The following is a 17,223-nucleotide window of genomic DNA, read 5'->3' as shown; positions in this document are numbered from 1 at the left end:
AATTTCATTAATTCTTTATAAAGTAAGTTTACGGGTAAACCAACTACATTATAATAACTTCCTTCTAAATTGTCTATAGCTATAAAACCAATCCATTCTTGAATTCCATAAGCACCAGCTTTGTCAAAAGGTTTGTAATTTTTAATGTAATAATCGATTTCTTCATCAGATAATTCTTTAAAAGAAACTGTGGTTACATCATTTATAATTTTTTGATTTTTTTTACTTTTTATACTTATAGATGTAATTACTTCGTGTTTTTTACCAGATAAAGCTCTTAACATTTTAAAAGCATCTTCAGCGTCTTTTGGTTTTCCTAATGCTTTATTATCTAACCAAACTATAGTATCTGATGTTATTAATAAATCATTAGTAGATAAATTAGTAAATGGTTGAGATTTTAAATCTGCTAAGAAATCTGTAATTTCAATTCCTTTTAATTCAGATGGATAAATTTCCTCAACTTCTTTTAATTGAATTGAAAAATCGATATCTAAATCTTTAAAAAATTGTTGTCTCCTAGGAGAACCAGAAGCTAAAATTACATTGTAGTTTTTTAATTTTTCTCTTAACATTTATATAAATTTAAATAATAGCATTGATAAAATACCAAAAAACATAATAACTTTCATTTGATTACTTAATTTAGAAAAATCTTTTTTTGAGGCTGCAATCCATAATTTATACATAAAATAGAGCAGTGGTAGTAGTAAAAAAACCATTCCATATGCTAAGAACAAATACTCATTTCTAACTAATTGTAAAACTATAAAAAGAAATAGTAGTAAAATGGAAGTAAAGAAAAAAGCGACTTTAGAAGCTCTTTTTCTTCCAATAGCAATAGGTAATGTTTTTGCTTTTATTTTTAAATCGCCATTAATGTCTTCTATGTCTTTTATGATTTCTCTAATAAGAGTAGTTAAAAACGCGAACAAAAAATATCCTAACACAGACCAAAAAGGAAAAAGTAATTTAAATACGTTTGTAATGTTATCTTTTGAGGTTTTAAAACCTTTATAAAGTTCAAAAGAAAACACTAAAAATATAGTTAATCCAACAAAACATGAAACTAAAATATTCCCTATTAAAATTTTATTTTTTAAAGTTTTTGAATAAATAAATAATCCAATAACAGTAATAATAAAAATAACACTTAAATAAGTTTGCGATTTATAAATAGATAAAGCAACTCCTAAAATCAATCCCAAAAGAGTTAATATAATGTAACTTAACCAAGCATTTTTTCTAGAAATAGAAACATTAACAAAAACTTTATCAGGTTTATTAATTTTATCTGTTTCTATATCGAAAATATCATTAATTATATAGCCACCTGCAGTTATTAAAAGAACACTTAAGATTAAGGTAAGGAACTCTAAATGAGATAGGTATATATTTGTCGTAAAAGAATTAATCAATGCATATTTCGTTAAAATCATCGTCAATAAAACCATCAGTAGGTTTTTGTAACGAATCAGTTTTAAAAAAGCCATTATGCGTTAAAACTCTTTTTAATTCTTGCTAAATCTCGCTTGTTGTCTCTATCTTTTAGAGTTTCGCGTTTATCATGAGTTTGTTTACCTTTAGCTAAAGCAATTTCTAACTTGGCTAAACCTCTATCATTTAAAAACAAACGTAAAGGAACAATAGTGTTTCCTTTTGCTTCAACATCTCTTTTTAAGCTTCTTAATTCTCGTTTATTTAATAACAGTCTTCGTTCACTTTTTGGTTTGTGATTAAAATGATGACCAAACATATATTCTTGAATGTACATATTTACAATAAACAATTCTCCACGTTCATTAAACTCACAAAAACTTTCTGTAATTCTTGCTTGACTTAAACGTATAGATTTTATTTCTGTTCCTGTTAATTGAATTCCTGCTACAAATTTATCTAGAATTTCAAATTCGAAACGAGCTTTTTTATTTTGTATGTTTATCTTTTTCTGTACAGCCATTGACTGATGTATATTTAAAAATTTTAACAAAGATACATTTTTACTTTGGTCAAAGAAATGTAATTTTGAAATCTATTAACAATCAAATGAAATCGATTTAAATGAGAAGCTTATTACTAATATTTCTTGTATTTTTATTATCATGTAAAAATTCTGAACCTAAGTTAACAGCACAACAGATTATTGATAAAAGCCTTTTGTATTCTGGGGCAGACAAAGTTGTTAATTCTGAAATTTCTTTTAAATTTAGAGATAAAACCTATTTTGCTTACAGAAATAATGGTGACTACAAATTAATTCGTGAATTTGATTCTATTATAGATGGTTTAACAAATGAAGGGTTTGAGCGTTACATTAATCTAAAAAAGAAAGAATTATCTAAGAAAGAGATTACTAGTTTCTCTAACTCAGTAAATTCTGTTCATTATTTTTCTGTATTACCATTTGGTTTAAACGACAAAGCTGTTTATAAAAAGTTATTAGAATCATCTACCATTAAAGGAAAAGAGTATTATAAAGTAGAAATTACATTTTCTGAAGATGGAGGAGGAGAAGATTTTGAAGATGTGTTTATTTATTGGATTGGAAAAGAAGATTTTTTAATTGATTATTTAGCTTATTCTTATCATACAAATGGAGGTGGAATTCGTTTTAGAGAGTTAAAAGAACAATGTGTTAAAAACGGAATTCGTTTTGTAGATTACCATAATTATAAACCATTAAATAATGAAATTTCTCTAATAAATATAGACAAAGCTTTCGAAAATAATGAGCTTAAAAAAGTATCTGAAATTGTTTTAAAAGATATTGAAGTTACTGTTTTATAGAAATGCTATTTAAAAATTAAATTTTACTATATAAACTAGTATTATTTATTTTTGTTGTAACATATTTAACTATTTTGGTTTTTATTGTAATTGGTTTTAAAACACAAATTACAGTTGTTTTGCCAAGTATTATAAGTTTGTTATTTTTTACTTTATAATTCCATCTGTATTTTTCTATTGGAATGTTTAGTTTTAGTAACTCTTTGCTAATCTGTTCTCTTTCAGTAATCCAATCCATAATTTCATCAGCACTATTAAATGTTGGTGTTTTTTCTGATGAATTGTTGAAATAAAATTCCCATTTTACAGGAATATTAAATTGATAACTGTAAGGTTCTCCAACATAATTTTCATGCTTATTTTGTAAGCTTTTTAACCAATTGATTTGTTTTTCTTTGGGATATCTTTTTGCAATTTCTTTGGATAAATCTATTTTTCCAGGTGATTTTGAAGTCGGGTAAAAGACATAAAAAGGTTTTGCTAAATAATGATTGTTATTTATTTTGTCAAAAACATTAAAATAAGGAGACGCAATTATATTAGGTGTTTCATGATTAGAAAAAGCAGTTTTTAAAACTTGTAACAACTTTTTGTTTTCGCCCAAGCCACAAGAATGAAAAATAATATTTGTGTTTTGCATTCCTCTTTTCTGTAGTTTTGGTAAATTCTTGTTTTTTAAAACTTCATGCAAGGTTTCGGTGGTAATTCTTTCGCCATTTTCAATTGCTTTTAAACTAATTCCTCGCCAAGGATTACTATGACTTACAATATGTATTTCAGAAAAAAAAGTTTCTTTTTCATTCTTATTTAACCAATTTATAATGGTTTCTAAAGAATAGGTATCTTCAATTATCCTGTATTTCTTTTGCTTAAAATAAGATCTTGCATTGTTGTAATATTGATTGTCATCTTTGTCAAAACCAGCAATAAAAACAACCGAATTATTGATTTTTTTTACATCATCTTTAGTTTCTAAAGTAGCTTTGTTGTTGCTGATTAATAAATTAGAAGTAGTGAAAAGTAAGCTGATATAAACGATTGTTTTTAATACTAGTTGCATTTTTTATTTATTTAGACAATGTTATTATTGTTGTTTGGTTTACTTGTAAATTTGTTGGTAATTGATTAAAAGTATTTTTTAAATCACTTATTTTTTTCCATAAACCATTTTCTTTTTTTTCTATTTTTACAATTTTACCATTTGTATTTATGTATAATTTTATGTTTTTATACTTGTTTAAATACATATTAATTATTGCCGAATAATTTCCTTTTAACCACATTTTTATTGCTCTTTTTTGATTGTTATTAATATTGTTTGAAATTGCTATTTGAAACGATTTTTTAATTTTTGATGTTCCTTTAATTTCTGCTGCAGCTCCAACAGAAGTATTACTAACGTATTTAGGCATTGTTAAAGGTTGTTTTATGTTTTTTAATTTGCCCTTTTTGTTTACAATTTCATTATCAACAGCAACAAAAGAGGTGAATTCTGTTGCTAAATTGTAGGTTAAACCAAGTTTGATAACTTCTTGTTTTACATCATCATTAAAATTCTTTTTGTAATCGATCAATCGTTCAATTTTTTTACGAGCCCATAAGTATTTTAAAGCTTTATTGTCTTTGCTTAATTTTCCGTTTTGTACTTGCAATGTTTGTGTATTTCTTTCATCACCTTGCCAACCAGAAATACTAATGGTTCCGTTTGCTTTTCCTTTGTATTTACCATAAATTAAAAGAGGTCTATTTGCAAAAACGTCTGGTATTGTTTTAGGCTCAACATCATAAATATCAAAACCATTTGTAGTTAGTTTTATTTGCGTTAAAAGCGGGTGAGCTATCATGTTTTTAAAATCTTTAGCCACTTTTAAAGCATCTGTTTTGTTAGTTGCAATAAAAGAACTGCTGTTACTTACTTTGCTAATTCCTTCTATCAAATATCTGTTTACGCTAGTACCAATTCCAAAAGAAAATACGTTTGCTTTGTCTAGATTATTTTCAATTAATTCAAAAGTTTCTTTTTCTACATTAATATATCCATCAGTAATTAACACCATTGTTCTGGCAGAATTTTTATCTTTTCTGGGTAGTTTATAAGCCGTTTCTAATGCATTTATTAATTGAGTTCCACCGCCGTAATTAGGTGTGCTTACACTTAGGTAATTAATGGCTTCTTTTATGTTTGTATTTGTTGCATTAACCGATTTTTCTTTAAAAATAGCGCTTGTAGATGCAAATAATTGTACATTAAAAGTGTCCGTTTCTTTTAAATCGCTCAATAAATTTCGCATTAATTCTTTAGAAACTTCTAATGGATAACCATTCATAGAACCAGAAACATCTACAATAAATAAATATTCTCTTGGCGGAATTTTATCAGAAATAATTGCTTTAGGAGGTGTAACCATTAAAGTGAAAAAGTTTTCATCTTTTCCTTCGTACAATAATAATCCAGATTGAATTTTATCGCCTCTTAAAGAGTAGTTTAAAATAAAATCTCTATTTGCAGAATTGTTATCTAAAACCGTAATTTCTGCAGAAGTAAGATCGGGATAATTAACAGTTATGTTGTGAGATTTAGAAGAAATATTCTTAATCATAACACCTGTGTTTATACAAACATCAATGCTGTTTTTAAAAGTATTGTCTACACCATTTTTGGTATATGGAACATTAAAAGTATCTTCTTCAGAATTTTTTTCTCCTGTAAATCTTGGACCAACAACACCAGGAAGTATAAATTGATATTCGCCTGAATTATTGGTTACCATTTCGGTATAAGAAAGTGCTACAATTATTTCTTCATTCGGTAGAATATTACCTACTTTCATTTTAAAAACATTGGGTCTTTCTTGGTCTAATTTAGCAGCTCTTTTTCCTTCTTTAATTGCTTTATTGTAGATTTTAGTTGCTTTTTTCTTTTCAAAAATAAGCGCTTTTATAGTTCTGTTTCCAATGGTTATATTTAGATCGTGTACAGCTGCTTTTGTACTCATTGGAAAAATATAACTAGCCTCAATAGCTGTTTTTCCTAGGTTTTTATACGTTTGTATAATCTCTATGTTTGCAATTGCACCAGATATTTGTACGCTTGTTTGTGTTGCTTTTAACGGAATGTTCGCGTTTTTAGTAATCGTTTCTAAATACGGACTTTTACTTTGTTGTGCATTTAAGATTGCAGAAAAAACAATAGTGAATAAAGTAAATAATAGTTTCATTTTTTTTGATGTTTTAAGTTGATTAATACATCAAAAATAGAAGGTAAGTTTGGCTAAATATTAGGCCAAATAGAATTCGTAATTATAGAATTAGAATTCGTCGTAAAAATTTAAAAAGGATTTTTTTTAGAAGCTATTCCCGCTTTTCGCACTCGCTTTTTTTATTCAGAAAAAAGAATAAAAAAGAGCTCAAACAAATGCTGCAATCGGGGCTAAGTCTATTTGCTGGTTTCATTTATTACTTAGAAAGTTGTTTTTATTCTACTTTCTTTACAGTACTTGTCTTTGTGTCTTTAGAAATGGTAACAATATATAAGCTTGCATTGTCATTATCATCAATATCTTCGTACTTCTTTTCTCCTAAAATTTTATTTACAAATGCTGGTGTTGTATTGCTATGACCAACAATTAAAACAGTTTTCCCTATAGTTTCTGATTGAAAAATGGAGTCATACATATTTTTTGGATCATATTTTAAAATTTCTAATTTTTTACTTTCAGCGGTTGGTTTTGCTGTTTGTTGAGTTCTATTATAATTAGTAGAATAAATAGCATCTAATTCGATTTTTTTAAAATAGTTTGCCCATTTTTTTGCGCGATCTACACCTTTTTCATTTAAATTAGGATTTTTATTTGTTGTATCTGTTCTGTCTTTTTCTGCATGACGAATTAAATAATACGTTGTAGTTTCATTAGAAGTACAAGAACTTAATAAACTAAAAACGAAAACAAAAAGGAGAATATATTTTTTCATAAAAAATCAATTTAAATAACGAATATATATATAAATTAAAAAGCGATGTAAATTACATCGCTTTAAAGATTAAAATTATTACAAACTTTTACGATTTTTATAAAAATTATTTTTCATAGAATCCATTTGTTGTAATAGTTTATCAATTCTTTTTTGATGAGATTTATAATTGTTTTTAAAAAAATCATCGGTATAAAAATTTGGTTTATTAAATGGTGAACCATTAAAAAAATTATTTGTAAAAAGAGAATCGAATGGTTTAAATTGCCTATTTAAGTTTAAATTAAATTTGTTAAATATCTCTCTTTCTAATATTGTATCTCCTGTAATATTAGAATAAAAATAAGAATAGCTAGAATCTAAACGTTTTAAGTTTCCGTATTTATCGTATTCTTTATTTACTTGAATTTTAGTTTTTGGTTTTATTGTATCTAATTGTTGTTGAGTATTATTTTTTACTTTAGAGTTTTGACTTTGACAATTAAAAAAAGACAAAGCCATTAAGATATAAATTACTAACTTTTTCATCATCAAATATTTTAATAATTAAAATAAACAATAGGCTGCTATTTATAAAGTATACAGCCTATTGCAACTAATTAATCCCTTACATTACCTCAATTAGTTTTACAGGTTTTGGTTTTGCTTCTTCTAATTTAGGAATCGTAATTTTTAATTCGCCATTTTTGTAAGTAGCATTTATTTTATCTATATCTACAATACCTTTTGGCAAAGTAAAACTTCTTTTAAAAGACAGATAACTGTACTCTTTTTTTGTGTACTTTTCATCAGTATTTTCGTTATTAATTGTTTTTTCTGATGAAATAGTTAAAATTTCGTTGTCTAAGTCAATTTTAAAATCTTCTTTTTTCATTCCAGGAACTGCAACATCAACTAAAAATTCGTTTTTATTTTCTTTAATGTTTACAGCTGGTAATGTTGTATTTGTATCAGAAAAATTAGAAGTAGACCAATCTCTAATAAAGTCAGTAAATACATTTGGTAAAACCGGAAAATCTGTGTTTTTAATTAACATAATCTTACATTTTAATAGTTAAACAATAATTTTATTTATTTGATATAAAGCAAAAAAAATACCAATTAAAAAAAAATGACATTTTTTCTTTTGAATATGAAAAAATGTCATTTAATTGTTGTTTAGTTATTTAACTAAGAGTTTGCGACCAAATCAGACTGATTTCTAAAAACCAATTGATCATCAAAAGCATCTAAAAGAATAATGCTATCTGTGGTAATTTTACCAGATAAAATTTCTTTAGAAAGCTGATTTAATACTTCTTTCTGAATGACTCTTTTTACAGGTCTTGCTCCAAATTCTGGTTGATAACCTTTTTGGGCTAAATATTTAATAGCTTCGTCAGTAGCATCTAAAGTAATTTCTTGTTTGCCAATCATTTTCTTTAAATGTTCTATTTGTAATTTTACAATTTCAAAAATATTAGATTTGTTTAAAGGTGTAAACATAATTACATCATCAATTCTATTTAAAAATTCTGGTCTTACAGATTGTTTTAATAAACCTAAAACCTCAATTTTTGCCAATTCAGTTACCGCATCTAAATCTGCTTTTGGATCGCTAAATTTTTCTTGAATAATATGGCTTCCCATATTTGAGGTCATAATAATAATGGTGTTTTTAAAATCTGCCACACGCCCTTTATTATCTGTTAATCTACCTTCATCTAAAACTTGTAAAAGAATATTAAAAGTATCTGGATGTGCTTTTTCTATTTCATCTAAAAGTACCACAGAATAAGGTCTTCTTCTTACAGCTTCTGTTAATTGGCCACCTTCATCATAACCAACATATCCTGGAGGCGCACCAACCAATCTACTTACAGCATGTTTTTCTTGATATTCACTCATATCAATTCTAGTCATTGCATTTTCATCATCAAATAGATATTCAGCTAATGCTTTAGCTAATTCAGTTTTACCAACACCTGTAGTTCCTAAAAATAAAAAGGAACCAATAGGTTTGTTTGGGTTTTGTAAACCAGCTCTAGAACGTCTTACGGCATCAGAAACAGCAATAATTGCTTCTTCTTGTCCAACAACTCTTTTGTGAATCTGATCTTCTAATTTTAATAGTTTTTCACGTTCAGATTGAATCATTTTTGTAACCGGAACTCCTGTCCATTTTGCAACAACTTCTGCAATATCATCATAAACAACTTCTTCTTTTATTAAAGAATTTTCAGATTGATTTTCTTGTAAAGTTTTTTGCAAAACTTCTAAATCTTCTTGTGCTTTTTTAATTTTTCCATATCTAATTTCTGCCACTAAACCATAATTACCTTCTCTTTCAGCTTTTTCTGCTTCAATTTTAAAATTTTCTATGTCTAATTTTGTATTCTGAATATTATCTACAACTTCTTTTTCAGATTTCCATTTTGCATTAATCTCGTTTCTTTCTTCTTTTAAATTTGCTAAATCAGAACGTAAAGCTTTTAATTTCACTTCATCTTTTTCACGTTTAATTGCTTCAATCTCAATTTCTAACTGCATTACTTTTCTATCTAAAGCATCTAACTCTTCTGGTTTAGAGTTTATTTCCATACGTAATTTAGCCATAGCTTCATCCATTAAATCAATAGCTTTATCTGGTAAAAAACGATTGGTTATATAGCGTTGAGATAATTCTACAGCACCAATAATTGCTTCGTCTTTAATACGAACTTTATGGTGGGTTTCGTACTTTTCTTTAATTCCTCTTAATATAGAAATGGCACTTTCTGTGTCTGGTTCATCAACAATAACTTTTTGAAAACGTCTTTCTAAAGCTTTGTCTTTTTCAAAGTATTTCTGATACTCATCCAACGTAGTTGCACCAATTGCACGTAATTCTCCACGAGCTAATGCTGGTTTTAAAATATTTGCAGCATCCATAGCCCCTTGTCCACCTCCAGCACCAACAAGAGTGTGAATTTCATCAATAAAAAGTACAATATCTCCTTCAGAAGTTGTTACTTCTTTAATAACAGCTTTTAAGCGCTCTTCAAATTCTCCTTTATATTTTGCACCTGCAATTAATGCGCCCATATCTAAAGAGAAAATTAATTTGTCTTTTAGATTTTCTGGTACATCTCCATCTATAATTCTATGTGCTAAACCTTCAACAATAGCTGTTTTACCAGTACCTGGTTCACCAACTAAAATTGGATTATTCTTTGTTCTTCTTGATAAAATTTGAAGCAATCTTCTAATTTCTTCATCTCTACCAATTACAGGATCTAATTTTCCATCTTCTGCTAATTTATTTAAATTGTTAGCATATTTATTTAATGAATTATAAGTTTCTTCTGCACTTTGTGAGGTTACTCTTTCTCCTTTTCTAAGTTCTTCAATTGCAGCTTTTAAGTGTTTTTCTGTTACACCCTGGTCTTTTAAAACTTGTGCAATATTACTTTTAGATTTAAAAATTGCTAAAATTAAGTGTTCTATAGAAATATAATCATCTTTCATTTTTTTAGCAATAACAGCTGCTTCTGTTAAAGTTTTACTTGCTTCTCTAGAAAGCATTAATTCTACACCAGAAACCTTAGGCAAACTTTCTAATTGTTTGTCTAAAACTTGTTCAACAATATTTAAATTGATGTTCAATTTTTTCAAAAGAAATGGCAACACATTTTCATCAACTTGTGTTAAAGCTTTAAAAATATGTTCATTTTCAATTTGATTATGACCAAAACCTTGCGCAATCTGTTGCGCCATTTGTATGGTCTCTTGCGATTTTGTTGTGTAATTATTAAAATTCATTTTTCTATTTTTTTGTTTTTTTATAATTTAAAGCAATTATAATACCATCTATATTTTCTGTAAACAACAAGTCAAATTGTCTCTAAAAACCTTGATTTTACTGACTTTATGACTGATTAAAGTTTCTTATATTTGTATTTATATAACTTAAAAAAGTTAACATGGGTATATTTAATAGTATTTTTGGAGGTAAAGTAAACAAAGAGTCAAAACAAGAAAAAATGTCATTCGTAAACTGGATTCCACTGACTTCTTTAGGGCAGTTAGAAGAAATTAAAGAAATTTCTAAAACTGAATCAGTTTTTATATTTAAACATTCTACACGTTGTGGAATTAGTAGTATGGTTATTAAACACTTTGAAGCGTTGTTTACAGAAGAACATAAAAACCTAAAAGTGTATTATTTAGATTTATTAAATTACAGATCTATTTCAGAAGAAGTAGGGTATACGTTTCAAGTAATGCATCAATCTCCACAATTATTAATAGTAAAAAATGGTGTTTCTATACATAATGCTTCTCATTATGATATTACATTAACAGATTTATCAAGATTTATGTAGTTTAAACTTGCATTACACCTATTTTAAGTCTTATTTTTGTATCTCAAAATTTTTAATCGTTTGGCAGATACAAATACTACAGTAACAACTACTACAAAGGAATTATACGGATATCAAAAAGATGCACTTCAAGAAATTTTTAGAAGATTTGAAGATGCTCCAAAAGATTATCATTTATTATATCAATTACCTACTGGTGGTGGAAAAACAGTTATTTTTTCAGAAATTGTAAGACGTTATTTAGAAACTTTTAAAAAGAAAGTTTTAGTACTTACACATAGAATTGAGCTGAGTAAGCAAACATCAAAAATGCTAAATGAGTTTGGTGTAACTAATAAGATTATTAATTCTACCGCAAAATTAGATGATCAAGATGACTTTAGTTGTTTTGTTGCCATGGTAGAAACCTTAAAAAACAGGTTAAATGATGATAAGCTAGATATTTCTGATATTGGTTTAGTCATTGTAGATGAGGCGCATTATAATTCTTTTACAAAAATATTTAAATTTTTCGATCAATCTTTTATATTGGGTGTTACTGCAACTCCATTAAGTTCTAATATAAAATTACCAATGTATGAGAATTATCAAGAATTGTTTGTAGGTGAAACTATACAACATTTAATTGATAATGAATATTTAGCAACTGCAAATTTGTATTCTTATAATGTTGGTTTAACTTCTTTAGAAGTAGGAGCAAATGGAGATTATACAGTAAAATCTTCAGAAGATTTATATACGAATTCAGACATGCTATCTAAGTTAGTTTCTGCTTATGAAGAAACTGCAAAAGGAAAAAAGACTTTAATTTTTAATAATGGTATTAATACTTCTATACAAGTATTTCATGCCTTTAAAAAAGCAGGTTTTCCTATAGCTCATTTAGACAATACAAATACAAAAGCAGAACGTGAGTTAATTTTAAAATGGTTTCATAAAACTCCTGGTGCAATTATTACTTCTGTAAGTATTTTAACAACAGGTTTTGATGAACCTACAATTGAAGCTATTATTTTAAATAGAGCAACAAAATCATTAACATTATATTACCAAATGATTGGTCGTGGTTCTAGGGTTTTAAATAATAAAAAATCTTTTGATGTAATTGATTTAGGAAATAATTTTCATAGGTTTGGACCTTGGGGAGCAGATCTAGACTGGCAAAAAATGTTTAGAGCGCCAGATTATTATTTAAATGCCATTCTTTCTGATGAAGAAATAGAAAGTACTTTTAGATATGAGTTACCAGCAGATGTTAAGAAAGAATTTGCAAAATCTACAGATACTTATTTCGATATGAAAAAAGTATATATAGATACTATAAGACAAGGAGAATCTTCTAAAAGAGTTTTAGAAAAATCGATTGTACACCATGCAAAAATGTGTATTGAAAATAGTGAAGATGTTTTTGATGCTTTAATTTTAGCAAAAATGTTAGGGGAAGAAATTGATGATAGAATAAATAGATACGCAAAATGTATTTCTAAAAGTACCCATAATTTTGTAACTTGGCTGAAAGATGATTATAGAAAGAAATTAAACGCTTATTTAAGAGCCAATTTTGATGAAGACTTTGAAAAAATTCATGGTCACCCACCAATTGAAGAATAAAATATTATATAAAAAAGCATCCATTTTGGATGCTTTTTTATGTTGTTTAATATTTTTAATTACATGATTAAAGCAACTTTATTAACCTTTTAAAATTATTAATAATAAAATCTGCATTTTCTAAAGTTTGGTCTTCTGCCATAGGGTTCTTGAATCCAACTACAAAAATACCAGCATAATTAGCAGCTTTCACACCATTATCAGAATCTTCAATAACAATACAATTTTCTCTTTCTGTTTTTCCTAAAAGAGCCGCTTTTTCAAAAATTTCTGGGTGTGGTTTAGATGCTGTTAAATCTGCACCACTAATTTTAGCTGTAAAATATTGATTTAAGTCGAATCTATTAAAAACTCTATCAATATTAACCATTGCAGAAGAAGAAGCTAAAATTAAGGTTAAACCTTTATTATAACAGTATTTTATTAAAGATTCAACCCCTTTTACTAAATGAAGAGTAGGATCATTCTCAAAGAAGTTTACATAACGTGCTCTTTTATTTAAAACCAATTCTTCTGGATTTAAATCTAAGTTGAAATGAGCTACTAATTTTTGAAAAGCATTTATTGTAGAAGAACCAGTTAAGGTTTTGTACAAATCATCAGAAACATTTACACCTATAGAAGTAAAGGTCTCATAATACGCTTTTTTATGGATTTCTTCTGAATCTATTATAACTCCATCCATATCGAAAATAACACATTTTATGTCTTTTGGAATTTTCATTTTTAATCTAAAAATTTTGCTTTTAATTCTGGGGTTGGTAACATACAACTTTCTTTTTTACCAAACCATTTATATCGGTTTTTAGCAATATAATCATATACAGTATTTCTAAAATTTTCTGGTAAAATCATTAGAACTTTAGTAAGTGACCAAATTCCTTTAAATTCTTGCATTATTTTTAAGGCAGCAGAAGATTTTATTTCATAAGAAACACCTGGTTCATATAAAATTATTGAGTCAATTTTAGAAACATCTATAGCTAAATAATCTATAATTTCTTTCCCTTTTACAGATTGTAAAGCAGCAAAAATAAATACGTTATTTCTATCGTATTTAATCACTTTTAAGACAGATGTATTGCATAAATTACAAACTCCGTCAAATAAAATAATCTTTTTGTCTTTAGGTAAATTAACCATTTAGCAACTTTCTGTTTTATATTAACAAAGATACTTTATCTTTTTTTTATAATTCTTGTAACATTTATTTTAATTACACGTCTTATGTTTGTATCAATGCAATTAGAATTTGCTTTTAACAAAATATTAGTAAAAGCAATCATTAGCTTTAGGTACTTTAGTTTAAAATTAACCAACAGATGATTAGAATAGAAAAACTACACAAATCTTATCCGATAGGAAAAGATTCTCTTCACGTTTTAAAAGGAATAGATTTACATATAAAAGAAGGCGAATTTGTCTCTATTATGGGGTCTTCTGGTTCTGGTAAATCTACTTTATTAAATATTGTTGGTCTTTTAGATGAACATGATGAAGGAGACTACTATTTAAATGGTCAGTTAATAAAAAACTTAAATGAGAAGAAAGCTGCAATTTTAAGAAATAAATTTTTAGGATTTGTTTTTCAGTCATTTAACTTAATATCTTACAAAACAGCTTTAGAAAATGTTGCACTTCCTTTATATTATAAAGGAATGAACAGAAAAGAACGTTTAAAAATTGCTTTAGAATATTTAGATAAAGTTGGTTTAAAGGATTGGGCAAATCATTTACCAAACGAACTTTCTGGAGGACAAAAACAGCGTGTTGCCATTGCAAGAGCATTAGTAACAAAACCAAAAGTGGTTTTGGCAGATGAACCAACAGGAGCATTAGATTCTACAACTACAGATTCTGTAATGGATTTATTAAAAGATATTAATGATGAAGGAATGACAGTTTTTGTAATTACGCACGAAGAAGAAGTAGCGGAACAAACCAAAAGAATTGTACGATTAAAAGATGGTGTTATTATTAGTGATGAATACACAAAAACTGCTAAAGCCGTTTAATTATGTTTGATTTAGATCGTTGGAGAGAAATATTTCAGAGCATAAATAAAAACAGATTACGTTCTGTAATGTCTGGTTTTACAGTAGCATTTGCAATTTTATTATTCACATTGCTTTTTGGTATTGTTAGCGGATTAAGTAATTCTTTTAAAGGAGCATTTAATGATGATGCTCAAAATGCCATGTTTGTTCGTGTTTGGAAAACTTCTAAACCATATAAAGGTTTACAAACTGGTAGACGAGTTCAGCTTACCAATAAAGAATATGATTATGTAAAAGATGAATATGAAAATAAAATTCAATATCAATCTGCAAGAATTTATAAAAGTGTTTCTATTAAATACAAGAGTAAAGCAGATAGTTATCGTTTAAGAGCAGTACATCCAGATCATCAATTTTTAGAAAAAACAATTATTGATGAAGGTAGGTATATTAATGAAAGAGATGTTAAAGAGAAATCTAAAGTAATTGTAATAGGAAGATTAATAAAAAAAGATCTTTTTGGTGAAAAACCTGCTTTAAATAAACGTGTAAATGTTAATGGAAGTTCTTTTTTAATTGTTGGTGTTTTTTCTGATGAAGGAGGAGATAATGAAGAAAGACAAGCTTATATGCCTGTTAGTACAGCGCAAATGATGTATGGCAATAATGATTATATCAGCCAAATTAATTTAGGATACAATCCTAATTTAAGTTTAGATGCAGCAATTGCATTTGGAAATAAAATGGAACGTGATTTACGTAAAAAAATGAACATTCATCCAGATGATCAAAGCGCACTCTCAGTTAGAAATATGGCAGAAGCAAACAAAGGTGTTGGACAGTTTATGTTTGTTTTATATTTAATTGTAGTTTTTGTTGGGTCAGGAACTTTAATTGCTGGTATCATTGGTATTTCTAATATTATGATTTTTGTAATTAAAGAAAGAACAAAAGAATTTGGAATTAGAAAAGCATTAGGAGCAAAACCAGGATCTATAGTGGGTATGGTTGTACAAGAATCTGTATTAATTACAACAATTGCAGGTTATTTAGGGTTGTCTTTAGGAACTTATATTTTAAGTTTAATAGGAGATAGTTTAGAAAAAGATTATTTCATCAAGGATCCAAGTGTAAGTCCAGGAATTGTAATTGGAGCAACTATAGTTTTAATTATATCAGGATTAATTGCGGGTTATTTACCAGCAAAAAAAGCAGCAAATATTAAACCAATTGTAGCACTAAGAGCAGATTAATTATGAAGTTTTTATTCGATTCAGATACATGGCAAGAAATTTACGGGAGTATCCGTAAAAACAAAATAAGAACTGTAATTACTATTATAGGTGTATTGTGGGGTATTTTTTTATTAGTTGTTTTATTAGGAGCTGCTAGAGGAATGGAAAATGGTTTTAATAAAATTTTTGGAAATTTTGCAACCAATAGTGTTTTTGTTTGGACTCAGTCTACAGACACACCTTTTAAAGGGTTTCAAAAAGGTAGAAGATTTAGTTTAAATAATAATGATATAGACGTTTTAAAATCTGAATACGCAAAAGAAATCAAACTTTTAGCACCAAGAAATCAAACAACCAATTTAATTATACACAACTTTAAATCTGGTGATTTTCGTGTAAGTGGAGATTATCCTGTTTTAGATCAAATTCAGAAAAAGAAATTAATTTATGGTCGTTTTTTAAATGAAAGAGATATTTTATCTTACGCAAAAGTTGCTGTTATTTCTGAAGATATGTACAAACAATTGTTTGATAAAGATGAAATACCAATAGGAGAGTATATTAAAATAAATGCAATAAATTATAAGGTTATTGGTGTATACGAACCTTCTAATACTATAGATTTTGATGGTGACACAGCATATATTCCTTTTACAACTTACAGAAAAGTATATAATACCGCCAATCAAATTGATTGGATGATGATTACTGCTAATGAAGGTACAGATATTGAACAAATGGAAAGAGATATTCTTTTAACTCTAAAAAATCTTCATAAAGTTCACCCAGAAGATCAAAGAGCATTTGGTAGCGCAAATTTGGGTAAAGAAATAGGTAAAGTAACAGGTTTCTTAACAGGAATGCAATTTCTTACTTGGTTTGTAGGTATAGCAACATTAATTGCTGGTGTTTTCGCTATTGGAAACATCCTTTTAATAACCGTTAAAGAAAGAACTAAAGAAATAGGAATAAGAAGAGCTTTAGGTGCAACACCTAAAAGTATTCGTCAACAAATTATACTAGAATCTGTGTTTTTAACAACCATAGCTGGTATGTTAGGAATTGTTTTTGGAAGTCTAATTTTATTTTTTATTGATGCTGCTGCAAGCAACAATGAAGATATTCCATTAATAAATCCAACAGTAAATATTCCAATTATATTAATAGCATTTGTAACATTAATAATTTTAGGAACGTTAATAGGATTAATTCCTGCCCATATGGCAACAGTAGTAAAACCAATAGAAGCATTAAGAGAAGAATAAATTAATCAACAAA

General features: G+C 27.2%; 17 protein-coding genes. 6 read left to right on the top strand and 11 right to left on the bottom strand.

Annotated features, from left to right (window positions below; translation table 11 throughout):
* The 3 genes from ABJG40_RS02580 to smpB all read right to left on the bottom strand — a co-directional run.
* Positions 1 to 575, bottom strand: a 575-nt coding sequence (locus ABJG40_RS02580; protein ID WP_348023022.1) for a Maf-like protein, incomplete at its 3' end; no start/stop codon positions are given.
* Positions 576 to 1,454, bottom strand: a complete 879-nt coding sequence (locus tag ABJG40_RS02575) for a geranylgeranylglycerol-phosphate geranylgeranyltransferase (RefSeq protein WP_348023021.1) — start codon at positions 1,452 to 1,454, stop codon at positions 576 to 578. It abuts the gene before it with no gap.
* Between the two features lie 38 nt (positions 1,455 to 1,492).
* Positions 1,493 to 1,960 (bottom strand): SsrA-binding protein SmpB, encoded by a 468-nt coding sequence (gene smpB, locus ABJG40_RS02570; RefSeq protein WP_348023020.1) that lies wholly within the window; start codon positions 1,958 to 1,960, stop codon positions 1,493 to 1,495.
* A gap of 101 nt (positions 1,961 to 2,061) precedes the next feature.
* On the opposite strand from smpB, the gene ABJG40_RS02565 reads away from it, so the two are divergent.
* A complete protein-coding gene (locus ABJG40_RS02565) occupies positions 2,062 to 2,787 on the top strand; it encodes a DUF6503 family protein (protein ID WP_348023019.1) in 726 nt (241 codons plus the stop codon).
* A 16-nt stretch (positions 2,788 to 2,803) separates the two neighbouring features.
* Here the strand turns inward: ABJG40_RS02565 and ABJG40_RS02560 are convergent, their stop codons facing one another.
* The 6 genes from ABJG40_RS02560 to clpB all read right to left on the bottom strand — a co-directional run bounded on the left by ABJG40_RS02560 (position 2,804) and on the right by clpB (position 10,539).
* Positions 2,804 to 3,847, bottom strand: coding sequence for a hypothetical protein (locus ABJG40_RS02560; protein WP_348023018.1), 1,044 nt, complete (start codon positions 3,845 to 3,847; stop codon positions 2,804 to 2,806).
* A gap of 7 nt (positions 3,848 to 3,854) precedes the next feature.
* Positions 3,855 to 6,005 (bottom strand): VIT domain-containing protein, encoded by a 2,151-nt coding sequence (locus tag ABJG40_RS02555; protein WP_348023017.1) that lies wholly within the window; start codon positions 6,003 to 6,005, stop codon positions 3,855 to 3,857.
* A gap of 256 nt (positions 6,006 to 6,261) precedes the next feature.
* Positions 6,262 to 6,759, bottom strand: a complete 498-nt coding sequence (locus ABJG40_RS02550; protein ID WP_348023016.1) for a phosphoglycerate mutase family protein — start codon at positions 6,757 to 6,759, stop codon at positions 6,262 to 6,264.
* A 78-nt stretch (positions 6,760 to 6,837) separates the two neighbouring features.
* Positions 6,838 to 7,287, bottom strand: a complete 450-nt coding sequence (locus tag ABJG40_RS02545) for a hypothetical protein (RefSeq protein ID WP_348023015.1) — start codon at positions 7,285 to 7,287, stop codon at positions 6,838 to 6,840.
* Positions 7,288 to 7,366: 79 nt separating this feature from the next.
* Positions 7,367 to 7,795 carry an Hsp20/alpha crystallin family protein gene (locus ABJG40_RS02540; protein ID WP_348023014.1) on the bottom strand — a complete coding sequence of 143 codons (429 nt, stop codon included), beginning with the start codon at positions 7,793 to 7,795 and terminating at the stop codon, positions 7,367 to 7,369.
* Between the two features lie 134 nt (positions 7,796 to 7,929).
* Positions 7,930 to 10,539, bottom strand: a complete 2,610-nt coding sequence (gene clpB, locus ABJG40_RS02535) for an ATP-dependent chaperone ClpB (RefSeq protein ID WP_348023013.1) — start codon at positions 10,537 to 10,539, stop codon at positions 7,930 to 7,932.
* Positions 10,540 to 10,700: 161 nt separating this feature from the next.
* On the opposite strand from clpB, the gene ytxJ reads away from it, so the two are divergent.
* Positions 10,701 to 11,102: a bacillithiol system redox-active protein YtxJ gene (ytxJ, locus tag ABJG40_RS02530; RefSeq protein ID WP_348023012.1), complete on the top strand. Its 402-nt coding sequence runs from the start codon at positions 10,701 to 10,703 to the stop codon at positions 11,100 to 11,102.
* A gap of 60 nt (positions 11,103 to 11,162) precedes the next feature.
* Positions 11,163 to 12,713, top strand: coding sequence for a DEAD/DEAH box helicase family protein (locus ABJG40_RS02525; protein ID WP_348023011.1), 1,551 nt, complete (start codon positions 11,163 to 11,165; stop codon positions 12,711 to 12,713).
* Positions 12,714 to 12,780: 67 nt separating this feature from the next.
* Here ABJG40_RS02525 and ABJG40_RS02520 read toward each other — a convergent pair whose 3' ends face one another.
* Together ABJG40_RS02520 and ABJG40_RS02515 are read right to left on the bottom strand one after the other, a co-directional pair.
* Positions 12,781 to 13,437, bottom strand: coding sequence for an HAD family phosphatase (locus tag ABJG40_RS02520; protein WP_348023010.1), 657 nt, complete (start codon positions 13,435 to 13,437; stop codon positions 12,781 to 12,783).
* Positions 13,438 to 13,439: 2 nt separating this feature from the next.
* Entirely contained in the window at positions 13,440 to 13,856 is a 417-nt protein-coding gene (locus ABJG40_RS02515) for a DCC1-like thiol-disulfide oxidoreductase family protein (protein WP_348023009.1), read from the bottom strand.
* 179 nt (positions 13,857 to 14,035) lie between these two features.
* On the opposite strand from ABJG40_RS02515, the gene ABJG40_RS02510 reads away from it, so the two are divergent.
* From ABJG40_RS02510 to ABJG40_RS02500, 3 genes are read left to right on the top strand one after another with little or no spacing between them, the layout of a single operon-like run.
* Complete coding sequence (locus ABJG40_RS02510; protein WP_348023008.1) at positions 14,036 to 14,728, top strand: ABC transporter ATP-binding protein; 693 nt, start codon at positions 14,036 to 14,038, stop codon at positions 14,726 to 14,728.
* Between the two features lie 2 nt (positions 14,729 to 14,730).
* Positions 14,731 to 15,963, top strand: coding sequence for an ABC transporter permease (locus tag ABJG40_RS02505; protein ID WP_348023007.1), 1,233 nt, complete (start codon positions 14,731 to 14,733; stop codon positions 15,961 to 15,963).
* Positions 15,964 to 15,965: 2 nt separating this feature from the next.
* A complete protein-coding gene (locus ABJG40_RS02500; protein ID WP_348023006.1) occupies positions 15,966 to 17,210 on the top strand; it encodes an ABC transporter permease in 1,245 nt (414 codons plus the stop codon).
* The last annotated feature ends 13 nt before the right edge of the window (positions 17,211 to 17,223 follow it).

It is taken from the genome of Polaribacter sp., assembly GCF_039939415.1.
In the GTDB taxonomy this organism is placed as follows: Bacteria; Bacteroidota; Bacteroidia; order Flavobacteriales; family Flavobacteriaceae; genus Polaribacter.
The sequence above is the reverse complement of the archived record's forward strand: the minus strand, read 5'-3'. Positions and strand labels throughout refer to the sequence as shown.